This is a genomic window from Companilactobacillus paralimentarius DSM 13238 = JCM 10415 (assembly GCF_001434985.1).
GTDB classification, from domain to species: Bacteria; Bacillota; Bacilli; order Lactobacillales; family Lactobacillaceae; genus Companilactobacillus; species Companilactobacillus paralimentarius.
Map to the genome: position 1 here is coordinate 17,471 of NZ_AZES01000066.1, position 16,945 is coordinate 34,415.

The window sequence follows — 16,945 nt, forward strand, 5'->3', positions numbered from 1 at the left end:
AGAATACCTAGACCAAAAAAGGAGAGTTTTTGTATGAAGATTATGGCTATAAACGCAGGTAGTTCAACTTTGAAATGGAAACTTTTTGAAATGCCTGAGAAAAAAACAATTGCTTCAGGAATGATTGATCGTTTGGGAACACCTAAGTCAATCTTTAAATTAAAGTATAACGGTCAAAAGATTCAACGTGAAGAAGCTATTAAATCCAACGATATTGCCGTCCTATCAATCTTGGATGCCTTAAAAGATATGAAAATAATTGAAAAATTTAGTGATATTGTAGCCTTCGGTCATCGTGTCGTTGCTGGTGGAGAGTATTTCAAAAAGTCAGAAATTATTACTGACGCAAATTTGAAAAAAATTCAAGAATTGGCTGAATACGCTCCGTTACATAATAAAGTTGAAGCTTATTATATTGATGTTTTCAAAAAGTTGGTTCCTAAAGCTATTCAAGTAGCTGTTTTTGATACGTCATTCTTCGTCGATATTCCCGAAACAAATTATTTATACAGTGTTGATTTGGAAGATTATAAAAAATACCATGTACGCCGTTATGGCGCACATGGTACGAGTCACCGTTATATCGCCCAACGTTTGAATGAAATCGTTGAAGGTGGTATCGATGATAAAAATGTTATTATTCTACATTTGGGTAGTGGTGCTTCAATTAGTGCAATCAAACATGGTAAAGCCTTCGATATTTCAATGGGATTCACTCCATTAGCGGGTATCATGATGAGTTCCAGAAGTGGTGATATTGATTTCTCAATCATTCCTTACTTGATGAAGAAATTAGGAATTAAAGATGTTTCAGAGATGATCGATATTTTAAACCACAAGTCTGGTTTATTAGGAATTTCAGGTGTTTCACCAGATATGCGTGATATTGAGGCTGTAGAGGATACTAATACACGTGCCAAGTTATCTTTGGAAATGTATCGTAATCGTATTCTCAAATTTATTGGTTCTTATACGGCTGAAATGGGTGGTGTTGATGTTATTGCCTTTACAGCCGGAGTTGGTGAAAATTCAACTGAAGTTCGTGGAGATATTATGAGCGGACTTGAGTATATGGGACTTAAAATCGATAAAGAAAAGAATAAGCAAAACGGTGCCGAAAATAGAATTACAACCGATGATTCCAAGGTCACAGCCTACACAATTCCAACTAATGAGGAATTGATGATTGCTCAAGATACTTATGGATTTGCCAAATTACTTGATTAGAAATTAAAGATTACACCGAAAATAAATGTAACTGTCTCTGCCAAAGTGATCAGTAACAGATTCTTAATGATTAAGGGGAAGGTTTTCTTCTTAATTGGATTCTGACTGAACGCTTTGGCATTTTTGTACACTACGGGAGTTATTAGAAAAGTTAATAACATCAATTTAGGTAATAATCCCAAGATAACTGAACAAACTAAAGCTAAGTAACCGAGAACGTAAAGTGATTTGAGAATGAAAATTGAATTAGTTTTGCCTAGATAGTAAACCAGTGTTTTACGACCCAAATTGATATCCTCTTGTTCGTCAGCAATATTGTTTGCTAACAAGAGATTTGAAATGGCAAAAACAGTTAACAGTGATGAAAGTAAAGCGTCACCGTAAAATTTAAAATTCAAAATGACATCAGGGTTGTGGACTACGTTGATGTAAATGGCAATTAAATAAATAACGTATCCCATAGTAAAACCAGAGAAGAACTCTCCTAATGGTCCACGGTTAATAGGCCAAGGACCACCAGCATAACAAAAGCCAACGGCAAATGAGAATAATCCTAGATATAATAAGGGCAAACCTGTCCGATAAACGATGAAAAGACCAATGATGGCGGCAATTGCACTGAAAGAAAAATCTAGCCAGCCAACTAAATGGATATTGAGATGGTTAACACCGATAACGTTAGTTTGACGACGAAAACTTTCATCACCAGTAGCGTTTTTATAATCCCAATAATTATCATTGATATCGACAGCCATATTGAAAAGAAACATAGCGATAAAAAATAGAATCAAATCAAGAGCGTTAATAGAATGCCAGTGATAATATGAATACAAAGTCCCCATCAAAAAGGGGAAGACACTAGCGGTCTTGGCTTTTATTTCGACAAGCTCGAAAAATACTGAAGGTTTCACAGAAATCATTCCTTTGGATTTGATAAGTTCTATTATAGAATTATTTTGGAATACAACAAAGCGATACAGGGGTAATAAATATTTTATGGCGAACTCAATTTGGAAAAGCTATCCTCAACTAGGGGAGAAATTGGACTTAACGACAGATTACATTCATCAAATGGTGAAGATAAATAATCTCGACATCAGTTCAATGATTATAGATTTAACTTCAGGTGGCAAAATGTTGCGTCCAGCCTTTTTCTTGTTATTCAGTGAATTTGGTAATGAGAAAAAATCAACGACAGATTTGATTCCATTAGCGGCATCGTTAGAAATTTTACATGTCGCTACTTTGATTCATGACGATGTGATTGACGATTCGCCAATGCGCAGATCACAGCCCACGATTCACACTAAATATGGTCGTAGAAATGCCATTTATGCTGGCGATTATTTGTTTACGATTTATTTTGAACTAATATCCCAGAATTTGGTAAAAAACACTGATATACTGCGTAATGCATTAAGTATGAAACGCATCTTGATTGGTGAATTAGATCAAATGTGTATTAACTTCAATGTCAAAGCAACTACTGATATGTATTTAAAAGAAATCTCTGGTAAAACCGCGGAACTATTCAGTTTAAGCGCTACCATGGGAGCCGTTGTCAGTGGTGGAGATCAGGAATTGGTCAAACGTTGTAAGGAGATCGGTCACGATATTGGAATGGCCTTTCAAATAATCGATGATATCCTTGATTTCAGTAGCTCTTCAGAGACTGGTAAGCCAGTTCATGAGGATCTGCGTAATGGTGTCTATTCATTGCCATATATTTTGGGCTTAGAGTCCGGTAATAAAGATCTGATTGCAATTTTGTCAAAAGAAGAGTTAACTGATTCCGACGATGAAAAGGCTACTAATATAGTAATTGATGACGGCTATTTAAATCATGCTAAGGAAATTGCCCGACAATTTACACAACATGCTTTAGAAGAAATTGGCAAATTACCTAAAAACACTAGTCGCCGTGTTTTGACAGAAGTAGTTAAACAATTAGTTAATCGAATCAAGTAGTATAGGGAGAAAGTAATGAATCAAGATAAAAAGTTGGCTTTAATTGAACAAGTGAACGGACTGTTAGGAGATCTGAATAAAACTGTTGAATCCAATAATGAGGTTAAAGCTCTTATTCAAACAGCTTATAACAGTATCAACAAGCCAGAAAAGACAACTCAAAAATATAATGAAATCTCTGATGCCATTAGAGAAATGAATGGAACTATTCAAGAATTGGCTTTAGAAAAGAAATATCAATTTAGTACGGAACAAAATGATATTATCAACAAACTAAGAACTCTTTCACGAGAACCAATGTCTCAAAAGGGTATTGGAACTATTAATGGTGCTGTTTGGTAGACCAGTCCTCCACAACAATAAAACTTGGCTGAGCCAGTTTTATTAAATATAGTCATTGTAAATTTAAAGAATAAATAAGAACGACCCCTACTAAAAGCTTCAAGTGCGCATAGCTTGAATACTTAGTAGAGGTCGTTTTTTATTAGAAATTTTCATTAAAAAAGTGTATCGTTATAACGATTATAATCCTTGATCCATCTGATAAAGATCACGGAAATGCTGATTATTTTGATAAAGCTCTTTTGGTGAACCTTGCATTTCAATTTCTTTACTATTGATAAAAACAATTTGATCAACATGGTTAACGCCCTGTAAATGATGTGTGACCCAAATAATGGTCTTACCTTTTAGAACTTCAAAAATAGTCTTTAATAAATCATTTTCGGTAATTGGATCTAGTCCAACGGTAGGTTCATCTAGTAAAACGATTGGAGCGTCTTGCAATAAGATACGTGCTAAAGCGATTCTTTCTTGCTCACCGCCAGAGAAATGTGAACCGTTCTCACCAACGATGGTGTTGTATTTATCGGGTAATGATTCAACTAAATCTTTTAATCCAACACGTTCCAAAGCTTTTTTAACTTCAGCATCAGAGCGATTCTCGTTACCCAAACGAACGTTATTCATCAAAGTAGTATTGAATAGAAATGGTTTCTGATTTAGTACGGAATAGATTTTTTCTCGGTTCTTTTGAATCTTATTAACGTCCATACCATTGATAGTGATTTGGCCTTTTTGAGGAGATAGATCACCAAGAATCAATTGTAAGATGGTTGTTTTACCAATACCACTAGGGCCTAAGAGAGCTAACTTCTCGCCACGGGTAATCGTTTGTGAGAAGTTCTTAATTAAAATAGGTGAGTCAGAGTCATACTCAAAACTAACGTTATCTAACTTTAATTCTTGAAAATCTTCTGGCTTTAAATCGACTTGCTCAGGTAAGCGATTTTGAATTGGTTTGAGTGTGTTTAAACGAAGAATGGAATCCTTATAGAGTGGCCATTCTTCAAATCCTTGACTGACGGGAATAATGGCATCTGATAGTGGAAAAATAGCTAAAACAACGGCTGAAACGAAGTTAGCCTGTTCTTGATTATGTGTCATCGTTAAGTTAGTAAAGATTAAAAAACAAACAGCTAAGGCGACGAAGAATAACTGTAAGGCAAAGTCACGATTGCGTCGGAAAGATTTAGACTTGTTTTTTGATTTATCCAAATCATCGATATTTTTAGTGGTTAAGTTTTGAAAATCTTTTTTACGACCAGAAATAATCCAGTCATCGACACCCATAATATTATCAGTCAATTGAACATAGAGGTCACTTTTAACTTGTTTCTGATAAGCTCTTCTGGCGCTTTCAATTGTTACAGAGAATAGCGGAACTAGAAAAACTTCAACAAATAGTAATAAGAAAACGAAAAATCCAAAGGATGGGTTGAAGATTCCTAAAGCAATTGAAGCAATGATTGTTACTAAATAAGCGATAACAGCGGGAAAAATAGTTCTTAAGTATAAGTTTTGTAAGTGGCTGATATCTTCGGACAAGAGCCCCATGATATCACCTGTTTTGTGGTGTTCATTGAAGAAGGAAGCATCACTTTCAAGAGTTTTGTAAAGTCTAGTTCTTAAATCTGAGGTAACTCGTAAAACCCAATTGTGACTTTTTAGTCTTTCAATATATTTGAAGACAGGGCGTCCGATACCAAAAGCTCTTGTTAAAAGAATTGGTACGTAAATTAAAAGAATATTGACTGGGTGAGTAGCAGCTTTATCAATTGTATAACCAGAAGTGAACATTAAAGCCGCAGCACAAAAGGACGTTAGTAGTCCTAGGAGAAGAGCAGTAATCAAAAGTCCTTTGTACTGTTTGATATAAGGTTTGACCCAAGTGTCATGTTTGAATGTTTTAAAAAAATTCATAGTTGATCACCCCGCATATTCTTGATTAGTTGTGAATAGGCACCGTTATGACTACTTAATTCGTTAGGAGTGCCCTGTTCAGCAATCGTTCCATTATCCATAACGACGACATAATCCATTTCTTTGATCCAATGCAGACGGTGAGTAGCGAAAATCACTAAATGATTTTGGAATAGCTTTTCCATTGGTTTTTTGAGAGCATATTCAGTTTCGATATCCAGATGAGCTGTTGGTTCGTCGAAAATTAAAATGTGACGATCATTGGCTAAGAAAGCACGAGCCAACATGATACGTTGTTGTTGACCACCAGAGATACCACGTCCACCTTCACCAATGAGTGTTTGGTATCCATCATTAAGAGTAGCGATAAATTCATCTAAACCAGCAGCTGAAGCGGCTTGTTCAATTTCTTTTTGGGAAGCGTCAGGACGGTAAAAAGAAATGTTTTTAGCAATAGAACCAGCAAATAAATAAGGATCTTGTGGCAAGAAGGTTAATTTGTTCTGCCAGTTGCTTTGTTTGAAGTTAGCGGTTTTTTCCTGGTTGATTTTAATGTCGGCTTTTTCAGGTACAATAAAACCACCAATAGTACGAATTAAAGTTGTTTTACCAGAACCAGATTTACCGATAACACCAATCTTTTGATAACCATGAAGGCTCAATTTATCAATATCTAGGCTAACTTCATTTTGACCGGTCCCATTGTATGAGAATTGCAAGTTTTGAATGTCAACTTGTGAATTCTGATTCCAATCAAAAGCCTTCAATTCGGTACTTTCAGATTTGCTTGGACGTTCTAAAATTTCGAAAATAGAATTTAAAGCATTCTTACCATTCAATGTAGCGTGATAGTCTCCAGAGAAATCCCGTAATGGTAAAAAATATTCGGGAGCCAAAATCAAAGTTACTAAGGCTGGGAAGAGTGGAAAACTGTTATTAATTAGTCCTAGACCAAGGAAAACGGCCAAAATAGCGATACCTAATGTAGTTAACCAATCGAGAGCAAAAGTCGATAAGATGGCAATTCTGAGGGTATTCATGGTCCGACGACGATATTCATCACTAACTGTGTAAATATTTTTAGCATAGCGCTTACTTAGACCCAACATTTTTAGAGTTGGTAGCCCTCTTAAGGCATCTAAAAAGTGATTTGAAAGAATCGTATATTGCTTATATTGAGAATCAGCTTTGGCTTGGGCAGCCAAACCTAGGATAATCATGAAGAGGATTACTAGAGGAACAATGATCGTTAGAGTAATTCCTGAAGCAATATTTTGCATGTAAATATAAATTAACAAAACAGGTGGAATGATACACATGTTCATCATTTTAGTAAAAATCAATTTGAAATAATTTTCGACTAAATCAATCCCATCAAGTGAAGAGGTAACTAAATTGCCAGTACCTTCGTCAGAAATCATTTCAGGTCCAGCTTCGTAAACTTTGTCTAATAACTGAGAACGGATATTTTCGGAAGTTTTACTAGCGTAGCTTTCAACAATTTTAGTATTAATTAGTGTAAAAAAGTGTCTTAAAATAAAAGCAATTGCAAACAAGATCATCGGATTAATGATGGTCTGTAAAGATTTTTGTTCCCACGAATTAACTAATGCTTCTGCTAAATACTTACCTTGGAATAAAATAACAAATGCTTGCAAGAAAGTTAATCCTGCAAGCATTAATAGAAGTTTTTTTGTTCCTGGTAAGCGAAATAAACGCTTATCAATCATTAATATTTCACCGCATTTTCCCTTGGATTTATTCTCTTTGTAAATAGAGAGTACGACCAGATGAAGTATATAGCCACAATTGGAACCAAGATACATGCAACAATTGTCATAATTGTTAATGTATATTGTGAATTAGCGGCATTTTTAATTAATATACTGTGTGCTGGATTTGTAGCAATCATGACACGTGGGAATAGTCCGTTGAACAATAAGACGATGACCATGCTGAGTGATAAACCACTACCAACAAAGCTCCAGCCTTCTCTATCCTTTAGAACTCCATAGTAACCTAATAGTGAGAACAAAACAATTAGAGCTGTGATAAGAAAAGATGATACAAATCTCTTGGTAAAGAAGTCTGTTTGTAAAAATACAAGAACAGCAAAGACAACTTCACCTAAGAAAAGAATAGGATATAAAATTTGATTTAATTTACGAGCACGTTCACGTAATGGTCCTTCGATTCTTAATCTGATGAAGTTGAGACCATGAACAAGTGATAGAAGTACACCTGCAACACCACCGACAACAGATAATAGATTAACAACGTCGAAGAATTTAGGAAAGGCATCGCCATTAGCATTAATGGGAACACCTTGCACCATACTTAAAAGAATCATACATAAGAAGAATGGTGGGATGATACTGCCTGCAAAGAATGCCCACATCCATAAGTTTTTACCAGTTCTAGTTTCAGCATGCTTGTGGAATTCAAATGAAACACCACGAAGAATTAAACCTACTAGGACTAATAAGAAGAGGATGTAATAACCTGAGAATAAGGTTGCGTACCAGAGTGGTAGTGAAGCAAACATTGCACCACCAGCAGTTACTAACCAAGTCTCGTTACCGTCCCAATGAGGGCCAATAGTTGACATTAAAGCAGCTCTCTCTTGTTCATCTTTAGCTAGGAATCTAGTTGACATTCCAACACCAAAGTCGAAGCCTTCAAGAAAGAGGAAGATTGAAAACAGGAGTCCGATTATGATGAACCATAATGTACTTAGAGTCATTTTCCAAAAGCCTCCCTTGCAAATGGATCAACGTTTTGCTTGGAATCGACTTCCTCATAATATGGTCCATGATGAAGTGTTTGTCTGCAATACCAAACCATAACGCCACCCAAGAGTGTAAATAGTAAGAAGTAAACAATATTACTGAACAATAGACTAGCAACAGTTGAAGTTGGTGAAACAGCTTGAGCAATTGTGAATAGTCCATAAACAATCCAAGGATAACGACCAAATTCAGTAATAAACCAACCGGCAGAGTTACCAATGAATGGTAGCCAGATAGCAATACCAAGAACAACTAACATCCATTTGTGATTTTCGATTGTGTCTTTCTTCTTACGTGAAAAGATCAATCCAACTAGAGCAATCAGCATAACCAAGGCATCAATACCAGTCATAACTCTGAAACTCCAGAATAAAGTCTTAGGTGGGACAAAATAGTTCATGTCCTTACCAAATTTCTTGTCATATTTAGCATGTAGTTCTTTGTTAATGGAATTCATACCTTTAACTGAACCACTGAGTTTGTGATAAGCCAAGATACTTAAAACGCCCGGAACTTCAATCTTGCCACTTGCCTTATGATCTTTAGCATCGATCAACTCGACAATTGTCCAAGGTGCGGGATCTTTAGTATCTTCGTAGATACCTTCAGTGGCAGCAAATTTCATTGGTTGATCTTTGATAATTTGTTGCGTTTGAAGATCACCAGCACCGGCAGAAAGAAGTGCAAAAATTAAACTAGCCCATAGGCCAAAGCGCAATGAAGTCTTGAAGAAGTGATTTTCATCTTTCTTCTTACGTAGAAGACCCCAAGCACTCATACCAGCGATAACTACAGCGGCAGTCATGAAGGCAGCTAAAATAACGTGTGGGAAGACCTTCCAAAGTTGAGGATTTCTAACCACAGCACCGAAATCTGTTAATTGAATTCGATGTGTTACGTTATTGATTTTGAAACCTGTAGGATGTTGCATGAAACTGTTGGCGGCCAAGATCCAAATAGCAGAAAGCATGGTACCAATAGATGTCATCCAAATCATAAATGCATGAACACCTGGTCTGAAACGATCCCAAGTAAACATCCAAATTCCGATGAAAACTGATTCAATGAAGAAAGCAAGAAGAGCTTCAATAGCAAGTGGGGCACCGAACACATCACCCATAAAACGTGAGTATTCAGACCAATTCATACCGAATTGGAACTCTTGAATAATACCGGTAACTATACCAACGGCAAAACTTAGAAGAAAAATTTTCCCCCAGAACTTTGCCATATCTAAATAAACTTTGTCCTTTTTAACGGCATAAATAGTTTCCATGATAGCGACTAAAAACCCCATTCCGATTGAAAATGGAACGAAGAAGAAATGGAAAACTGTTGTCATCGCAAATTGAAAACGAGCCAAAGAGACAATGCTTAAACCCAAAGTAAGCATGGTAAAAACCTCCTTAGAACATAGAATAAGAACCCTAATATACAGATTTATCATATGATTAATTAATATTATAAGCAACCAATTTGGCTTGTGAAAAAACGGTTCCATCGTTGGAAACAATGACATAAATATAAAATTAACAAACGATTATTGCTCAAATAAAAATTCATATATAAGATAATATCCTAATTAAAATATAGTCCTTTGAAATCGTTTTTATCATCATTATTGGCAAGATTTTTTTACGAAAAGAAGTCAGCTTTGGCCACTCAACGTTATAACGATAACTAATTAAAATAAATTGAACAATTAGTAAGGCATTGGATGTGATTTCAGAGTAAATTTTGATAATTTGAAGAAAAGAAAGGAGAACATAATGGACTTAAATCAAATATTGAGAAAAAAAAGAAAAGAACACCATTTTACTCAAGAGCAATTGGCGGAGAAACTGTTAGTTTCACCAAAAACAATTTCTAATTGGGAAACGGGTAGAACTTTTCCAGATATTGAGAGTTTAATTAGAATTGCCAAATTGTATAACCTTTTTTTAGATAATTTATTAGTGGAAGGATCTGATGTTGTGAAAGATATTGAGAAAAAAACACGATTAGCAGTTTTAAAAAGATATGTTTGGATGCCAAGTATTTTGAATATAATTTTAATTTTAGTGGTATCGCAACAGAAATTTTTAGGAAAATTATCTGGATTAACGACTGGTTTGATTTTAGTTAGTATCGCATTGAATGGGGGAATTATTTTTTATTTTTCCAATGAACTTAGTAATGAAAAAGGCGAGAAACCGGAATTTCAAAATAAACAGCAAGTGAAAGGCTTGATTATTTTCACGATTTTATTCGTTGCTTCAGTAATAGTTGGTTATATCATGAAATATCGAATCTAACAAAAGAGAACCATGCTAAGACATGATTCTCTTGTTTTTTATAAAGTTTTATCTATAAAAGATTGACTGGCGTTTGTTGCAAATTTCCAAAATAACTCGACAATTTTGGAATCGTTATCGTGTTGTTTCATAAATACTAGCTGACTATTGATTTTAGGCACAAGTGGTATGACCTTAATGTTATCAAAACCGGTAAGATCGAATGACTTATTCATTACTATTGAAATTCCTGTACCTTGATTAAGCATTTCAAGGATTAAATCAATTCTTTGACCGTTATAAGTAACACGGGGACGTAAGTGCATACTTTGGAGGGTAGTATAAAGAGGATTATTTTTGCTTATGGTATTACTTAATAGTAATAGAGATTCTTTTTTTAGCATATCAGGAGTAACGTAATTTTGATTTGCTAAATGACTATTTTGGGGCACTAGTACTACAAATCTATCCAGTTCATTCACTATCACATCATAAGAAGGGAAATCATTGTCAAAAATTCTCGTAAATACTATATCGACGTTCTTCTGATCAAGTGAATGTTCCAACTTATCAACGTTTTCTTCACTAAATTGCGATCTTATTTTGGGATAACGTTTGGCAAAGTCAGTTATGATGTGAAATGCTCGATATTGGGATAAAGAAGGTAGCCCTTGGATAACTAAAGGACGTTCTTCTAACCAAGCTTCACTTTCAATTAGTTGATTCAATTCGGCTTCTTTTTCCAAAACATCCTTCACTTTAGGTAAAATCAATTTGCCAACTCGGGTTAATTTGATTTGGCGATGGGCTCGCACAAACAATTTAACTTTCCATTCTTTTTCCAGAATCATAATGTATTTTGAAATTGTTGATTGTGATAAAAACATTCTTTGAGCAGTTAGACTGTAGTTCTGTGTCTTTGCCAGATCAAGAAAAACTGCTAGTTTTTTAGTATCCACCATATGCCCCTTAACTATTATTATTCTGAATAGTTTAACACTAAAACAGAATTGCTCTTTGTTTTGCCAGTTATTAGACTTTTACTTGTGATTATATTTTATTAAATGCAAGGAGTCTTTCTATGCCAATCGGGATTATAACAAATGTATGTGCCATTCTTTTCGGTGGAATTGCCGGAGCTTTAGGCAGTGAAATAATGTCGGATAGCTTTAAAGAAGGTCTCAATATGACTTTCAGTCTCTGTTCGATTTGTATGGGAATTTACGCAATCGCCCCTATGAAAAATTTAGCAGCCGTTGTTTTTGCGGTCATACTTGGAACTAGTCTGGGGATTATTTTTCATTTAGGAAAAGCTATTAATCGTGGTGCTCAAGGAATGCAACATTTTATTTCGAAATTTATCAACGCACCATCTGAAATGGATCAACAAACTTTTGAAACAACATTAGTAACTGTGGTTGTACTGTTTTGTGCAAGTGGTACAGGAATCTACGGTACTCTCACAGAAGGAATTAACGGAGATGCAACTATTTTGATATCGAAATCAATTCTTGATTTTTTTGCTGCTGTTATTTTTGGTGCCAACTTAGGAGCGGTAGTTTCATTAATAGCTGTTCCGCAAATCATTATTTTAATGATAATATTTTCTCTTGCTAACTTCATTGTTCCATTAACTACACCGGATATGATTCTTGATTTTAAAGCCACTGGGGGAGTTTTGATGTTAGCCAGTGGTTTTCGAATTACGAAGATTAAAATGTTCCCAACCGCGGATATGATTCCTATTATGGTGGTTATTATGCCAGTCTCGTGGTTATGGACTAATATTATTTTGCCATTGATTCATTAAATTAAAAAAACACCAATTCAGCTAATGAATTGGTGTTTTTTTCTAGTTATGGCGATTACTACGACTTCTTGTACCAACGTTACCATTATTTTCTGGATTTTGACCATAAGGATTTTGTGGTTGACCTAGTTGCTGTTGTGCATTTGGAGTTTGATTTTGGTTACCAAATCTCTGTTGTAAGTTAGGTCTTGGTTGGTTAAAGTTTTGATTACTCTGAGGTGCATAATTTTGATTATTGAATTGACGACCATTGCCATTCATAGGTTGTTGATTTTGAGGTTGTCCAAAATTATTTTGTACTTGTTGACTATTTTGACTGTTTTGATTCATTGATCTATTAGCCATTTGATTATTATTCATCGGTTGATTTGGAAATTGTTGTTGATTGTTATAACCATTATTCATTGGCTGTTGGAAATTATTGCCACGACCGTTGAAATTTCCATTAGGATTCTGATTCATTTGATTTGGAACTCGTTGACCAAATCCTGGTTGATTCATCAGTTGTTGGTTATATTGTCCCTGATATTGTTGATTGGGATTAGTTTGTTGATTGAAGTTTTGATTATTTTGAGCTTGATAAGGATTATAACCATAATTTTGTTGATTAAAATTGTTCGGTTGCGCATTATATTGCTCAGGGTTCATTTGATTCATAGGATTTTGATTGTATGGATTATTTCCATACTGATTATTGGTATCCTCAGGTTCATCTTCAGGAATTGGGTGAAGAATTGTATCAACGATAACAATGATCAAGTCGATTGCACCAATAATAATACCAACCCAAGCCCAAATTTTTAGAAAACCTGCACCAGGCATGTTGGCATTGAAGAGCCCCATTAGTCCACCAAGAATTAGGATGATGAAGCCTACGATATCAGGAACCATACTATATGTACGATTAGTTAAAATGTAGATTGCAGCCGAGATAATATAAGTTATTGCCATCAGAATACCAGCAGCGCCACCAATGGCACCTGTACCAACTAAAGCAGCAATAAAGCCTTCAAATCCCGATTTAACCATTAGGATAATAGATAGTATAAGCAATAAAATACCGGCAGAAATTTTTGTTATTCTTACCATAAAGAAACCTCCGATTTTACTAACAAATACTATTGTATATCATCCTTTATAAAATGGTTAATAGGACCATATTTATGTCCGACATCAATTTCATTTTTAATAGCATTGTAAGTAAATGTTTTAGCAATTCTGATAGCATCTTCCATGCTCTTGCCCTTAGCAATTTCAGCCACGATACATGATGATAGTGTATCACCAGTACCATTAATGTGATCAGTTTTAACAAAGGGTTCAGAGATCCAGAAAGATTCACCATCTTCTAGTAGAACGTAGTCTTCAACTTCACTAATGGAGTCGTCACTATGTTCACCCTTTATCATAATATTTTTTGGTCCCAAATTGCGTAATTTATGCGCAGCCTTAACAATTTCTTCTTTATTATTTAATTCTAATCCAGAAAGCTTTTTAGCCTCGTAAAAATTAGGAGTAATCAAATCAGCTAATGGGAACAACTCATCGATCAAAGTTTGGTAAGCCTCAGCTTCTAGTAACATAGCGCCGTGCTTTGTGATGATAACTGGGTCAAGAATGAAAGCACCAAAAGGTTTATCTTTAATGGCTTCGGCAACAGTATGAATAATTTCAGAATCGGAAAGCATACCTGTCTTGAAAGCAGAAACTTTAAAATCATCTTTGATGTCATTGATTTGGCTATTAATAAACTTAGCTGGCATATTTACGCTATCGTGAATACCGTAAGAGTTACCAGCAACAGCAGCAGTTAAAACAGACATACCGTAAACGCCGCGAGCCATAAAAGTTTTTAAATCAGCTTGTGCGCCGGCACTACCGTCAGAGTCAGAACCAGCAATAGTTAGTACTTGAATAAATTTATTCAAAGTTAATCACCCACCTAATTAATTGTTTCCTTTATATTAACAGAAAGCGTGAATTTGTGAGGAGGATTTATCACATTTCCCTTGACCTTGACGTAACGTAATCCCTTAGAATCAAAATTGTTAGGAGATTTATTTATGAAATATACAATAAAAAAATTAGCTGAACTAGCTGGTGTGAGTACGCGTACATTAAGATATTATGATCAGATTGGCTTGTTAAAACCTAGTGAAGTTAATGAAAATAATTATAGAATTTATGATGAAAAAAACGTAAATAAATTACAACAAATTCTATTCTATCGTGCTCTAGATTTTCCGTTGAATCGAATACAAAAGTTAATTAATGACCCTAATTTTTCAAGGTTGCAGGCATTAAAAGAACAGCAATTACTTTTAAAAAGTAAGCGCGATGAATTGGAAAGTCTCCTAACTAATATCGATGCGACTATTAAAGATTTTCAAGGAGAAGAGAAAATGACCGATGATGAGAAGTTTGAAGCCTTTAAACAGACCAAGATAAGTGAAAACGAACAAAGATTTGGACAAGAGATTCGTGAGAACTATGGCAAAAGGGTTGTTGATGCAGCTAATGATAAATTTGTTAAGTTGAGTGAGAAAAAATATCAAGCTATGAATAACTTAGAAGCAGAATTGATTCAGGATTTAGTTGAATTAAAAAAACATCCAAATTTGAATTCAGATTTGGCAAGAAAAATTTTTGAAGAACATAAGCAATGGTTGAAGTACACGTGGTCTAAATACAATGAGAAAATGCATCGAGGCCTAGTTAATCTGTATGTAGAGGATGAAAGATTTACTAAATATTACGATGATAAGGCTAATACTGAGGTTGTAAAACTTCTTAGGGATGTAATTTATAAATACACCGAATGATCATAACGACGTTATAGAAAAAGAGCAAATCTTTAAATGATTTGCTCTTCTTTTTATCCAATATTATTTACAGCATTTTTATCGACTAGATCTCGATAGAAGTTAGCCATAGTCAATTTGTAGTATGGATAGATCCAAATAAATCCAATACCTAATGTAATACTACCTAGAATCCACCAACCTAAGAAACTAAGTTGCATCATGAAGTAACGACCTTTATTACCAACCATTAATTGACGACTACGAGTAATGTAATCAGTTAATGTAAGACCATCGGCTTCACCACGATCATTGAGGTCTTTATAGATAAAATAAGTTTGTGAATAAGCAAGCCATTTGATAATGCCGGGAATAACTAATAATAAAGTCCATAAGAATGTAAAAATACCTACTAGAATATAGATTAAAATTAATTTCCACCAATCAGGGCTTCTGAAGTAGGTGAAATTACTTTTGATAGGTTGAAAGTCTAGTTGTGGATCTTCAATCCAATCTAGTCCTCTGAAAGCACTGGACAATGAAATTAATAGAACAACTAAACTAATGATATAAGAGATTAAGCCGGTTGATAGTAAACTTGAAAAAGCACCACCATTGTTATAAATAGCATCTTTCATGGCATCTGTTGAGTTAGAACGGTTGACATTGATATTTAATATCATAACAATAACCGGAATTAGATAAAGTTGAATAGCTCTGGTCCAATTACCTTGTAAAAGAGATTTTACTTCGGTTTTTAATTCATATCTTGTTTTATACCTTTGCATAATTTTTATACCCTCCTAAAAAATTAATCATACATTAATTATGAAAAAATCGAAACTAATTAAGAATGGATATTATTACTAATTCAAAATCATTTTCGTTTATAATGAAATCAATATACCGTACAAAGGAGAAGATTTTATGATTGGATTTATTGGAGCTGGTAGTATCGGTGGAGCCGTTATAACGGGTCTTGTTAAAAATGGTTTTAACGCAGACGAAATAATTGTTAAAGGTGGCCATTCTAATCATGCCAATCTTTTAGGTGAACAATTAGGATTTCAAGTAGTCAAAAAGGTTAAACAATTAGAAGATACAGATGTTATTTTCATCGCTGTCGGGGCAAATGCTTTGGACGGTGTTTTGAAAGAACTAAAGGAGATCGTAGCGGGAAAATTGATTGTAGCTTTTACTGGAAGTGCAACAATTTCTCATTTAAAACAAGTTTTGGGCGATGCCAAGGTGGCACATGCTATTCCTAATACACCAGTTAAAGTTGGAGCTGGATTCACAGGAATTACCTACTCAAGTGATTTTGAAGATGCTGACAAGAAGAAAATTGCTTCGATCATGGGATATACAGGTCAACTAGTTGAAGTTCCTGAAAATCAATTAGGAATTCTTGGAACAGTTGCCGGCTGTTCACCAGCTTTCTTAGATGTCTTTATCGAAGCTTTGAGTGATGCAGGAGTAAAGCACGGTTTAAATCGTAAGTTAGCTTATGATGCTGCTATTGGGATGGCCATTGGTGCCAGCAAGCTAGCTAAACAATCAGAATTAAATGTTTCTGCTTTGAAAGATGAAGTTACTTCACCGGGTGGTTCAACAATACGTGGTGTGGCTGCGTTAGAAGAATATGGCTTTAGAAATGCCGTGATCAAGGCTGTTGATGCAGCTGAAGAATAGTTATAAATAATAAAAAATCCGATTGACTTGGCTGTATTCGCGGCCTCTAGTTAAGTCGGATTTTTTTATAGGACGAATTTACAATTGAAGTGCAACGAGTAAGAAGAAAATAAAAAAGAACTC

16 protein-coding genes are annotated in these 16,945 nt (G+C 34.8%); 7 read left to right on the forward strand and 9 right to left on the reverse strand.

The features are described from left to right. Positions 1-33: 33 nt before the first annotated feature. On the forward strand, positions 34-1,227 hold the full coding sequence (locus FD33_RS06610; protein ID WP_056955857.1) for an acetate/propionate family kinase: 1,194 nt from the start codon (positions 34-36) through the stop codon (positions 1,225-1,227). On the opposite strand, the gene FD33_RS06615 is transcribed toward FD33_RS06610, so the two are convergent. Next, a complete protein-coding gene (locus FD33_RS06615) occupies positions 1,224-2,138 on the reverse strand; it encodes a 1,4-dihydroxy-2-naphthoate polyprenyltransferase (RefSeq protein ID WP_025085521.1) in 915 nt (304 codons plus the stop codon). The two genes, FD33_RS06610 and FD33_RS06615, sit on opposite strands and share 4 nt — an antisense overlap. An 85-nt stretch (positions 2,139-2,223) precedes the next feature. On the opposite strand from FD33_RS06615, the gene FD33_RS06620 reads away from it, so the two are divergent. Together FD33_RS06620 and FD33_RS06625 are read left to right on the forward strand one after the other, a co-directional pair. Then, positions 2,224-3,195, forward strand: a complete 972-nt coding sequence (locus FD33_RS06620; protein WP_025085522.1) for a polyprenyl synthetase family protein — start codon at positions 2,224-2,226, stop codon at positions 3,193-3,195. A gap of 15 nt (positions 3,196-3,210) precedes the next feature. Then, positions 3,211-3,537: a bacteriocin immunity protein gene (locus FD33_RS06625; protein ID WP_025085523.1), complete on the forward strand. Its 327-nt coding sequence runs from the start codon at positions 3,211-3,213 to the stop codon at positions 3,535-3,537. A 180-nt stretch (positions 3,538-3,717) separates the two neighbouring features. On the opposite strand, the gene cydC is transcribed toward FD33_RS06625, so the two are convergent. Genes cydC through FD33_RS06645 form a run of 4 tightly spaced genes read right to left on the reverse strand, consistent with a single transcriptional unit; the run spans position 3,718 to position 9,639 of the window. Next, complete coding sequence (cydC, locus tag FD33_RS06630) at positions 3,718-5,457, reverse strand: thiol reductant ABC exporter subunit CydC (RefSeq protein ID WP_025085524.1); 1,740 nt, start codon at positions 5,455-5,457, stop codon at positions 3,718-3,720. Continuing rightward, positions 5,454-7,187, reverse strand: coding sequence for a thiol reductant ABC exporter subunit CydD (cydD, locus tag FD33_RS06635; protein ID WP_025085525.1), 1,734 nt, complete (start codon positions 7,185-7,187; stop codon positions 5,454-5,456). The genes cydC and cydD overlap by 4 nt, the downstream gene beginning before the upstream one ends. After that, positions 7,187-8,200, reverse strand: a complete 1,014-nt coding sequence (gene cydB, locus FD33_RS06640) for a cytochrome d ubiquinol oxidase subunit II (protein WP_056955858.1) — start codon at positions 8,198-8,200, stop codon at positions 7,187-7,189. Before cydB ends, cydD begins: the two co-directional genes overlap by 1 nt. Continuing rightward, entirely contained in the window at positions 8,197-9,639 is a 1,443-nt protein-coding gene (locus FD33_RS06645) for a cytochrome ubiquinol oxidase subunit I (protein WP_025085526.1), read from the reverse strand. Before FD33_RS06645 ends, cydB begins: the two co-directional genes overlap by 4 nt. Positions 9,640-10,015: 376 nt before the next feature. Here FD33_RS06645 and FD33_RS06650 point away from each other — a divergent pair, with 376 nt between their 5' ends. Next, a complete protein-coding gene (locus FD33_RS06650; protein ID WP_025085527.1) occupies positions 10,016-10,540 on the forward strand; it encodes a helix-turn-helix domain-containing protein in 525 nt (174 codons plus the stop codon). A gap of 38 nt (positions 10,541-10,578) precedes the next feature. On the opposite strand, the gene FD33_RS06655 is transcribed toward FD33_RS06650, so the two are convergent. Continuing rightward, positions 10,579-11,478, reverse strand: a complete 900-nt coding sequence (locus tag FD33_RS06655) for a LysR family transcriptional regulator (protein WP_025085528.1) — start codon at positions 11,476-11,478, stop codon at positions 10,579-10,581. Positions 11,479-11,600: 122 nt separating this feature from the next. On the opposite strand from FD33_RS06655, the gene FD33_RS06660 reads away from it, so the two are divergent. Continuing rightward, a complete protein-coding gene (locus FD33_RS06660) occupies positions 11,601-12,329 on the forward strand; it encodes a DUF554 domain-containing protein (protein WP_025085529.1) in 729 nt (242 codons plus the stop codon). Positions 12,330-12,371: 42 nt separating this feature from the next. Here the strand turns inward: FD33_RS06660 and FD33_RS06665 are convergent, their stop codons facing one another. Together FD33_RS06665 and thiD are read right to left on the reverse strand one after the other, a co-directional pair. Then, positions 12,372-13,418 carry a polyadenylate binding domain-containing protein gene (locus FD33_RS06665; RefSeq protein WP_025085530.1) on the reverse strand — a complete coding sequence of 349 codons (1,047 nt, stop codon included), beginning with the start codon at positions 13,416-13,418 and terminating at the stop codon, positions 12,372-12,374. Between the two features lie 29 nt (positions 13,419-13,447). Further along, positions 13,448-14,257 (reverse strand): bifunctional hydroxymethylpyrimidine kinase/phosphomethylpyrimidine kinase, encoded by an 810-nt coding sequence (gene thiD, locus FD33_RS06670; RefSeq protein WP_025085531.1) that lies wholly within the window; start codon positions 14,255-14,257, stop codon positions 13,448-13,450. A gap of 135 nt (positions 14,258-14,392) precedes the next feature. Between thiD and FD33_RS06675 the strand changes: the two genes are divergently transcribed. After that, positions 14,393-15,151 (forward strand): MerR family transcriptional regulator, encoded by a 759-nt coding sequence (locus tag FD33_RS06675; protein WP_025085532.1) that lies wholly within the window; start codon positions 14,393-14,395, stop codon positions 15,149-15,151. Between the two features lie 53 nt (positions 15,152-15,204). On the opposite strand, the gene FD33_RS06680 is transcribed toward FD33_RS06675, so the two are convergent. Continuing rightward, positions 15,205-15,918: a DUF975 family protein gene (locus FD33_RS06680; protein ID WP_025085533.1), complete on the reverse strand. Its 714-nt coding sequence runs from the start codon at positions 15,916-15,918 to the stop codon at positions 15,205-15,207. Between the two features lie 139 nt (positions 15,919-16,057). On the opposite strand from FD33_RS06680, the gene proC reads away from it, so the two are divergent. Next, on the forward strand, positions 16,058-16,822 hold the full coding sequence (proC, locus tag FD33_RS06685; RefSeq protein WP_025085534.1) for a pyrroline-5-carboxylate reductase: 765 nt from the start codon (positions 16,058-16,060) through the stop codon (positions 16,820-16,822). Positions 16,823-16,945: the final 123 nt, after the last annotated feature.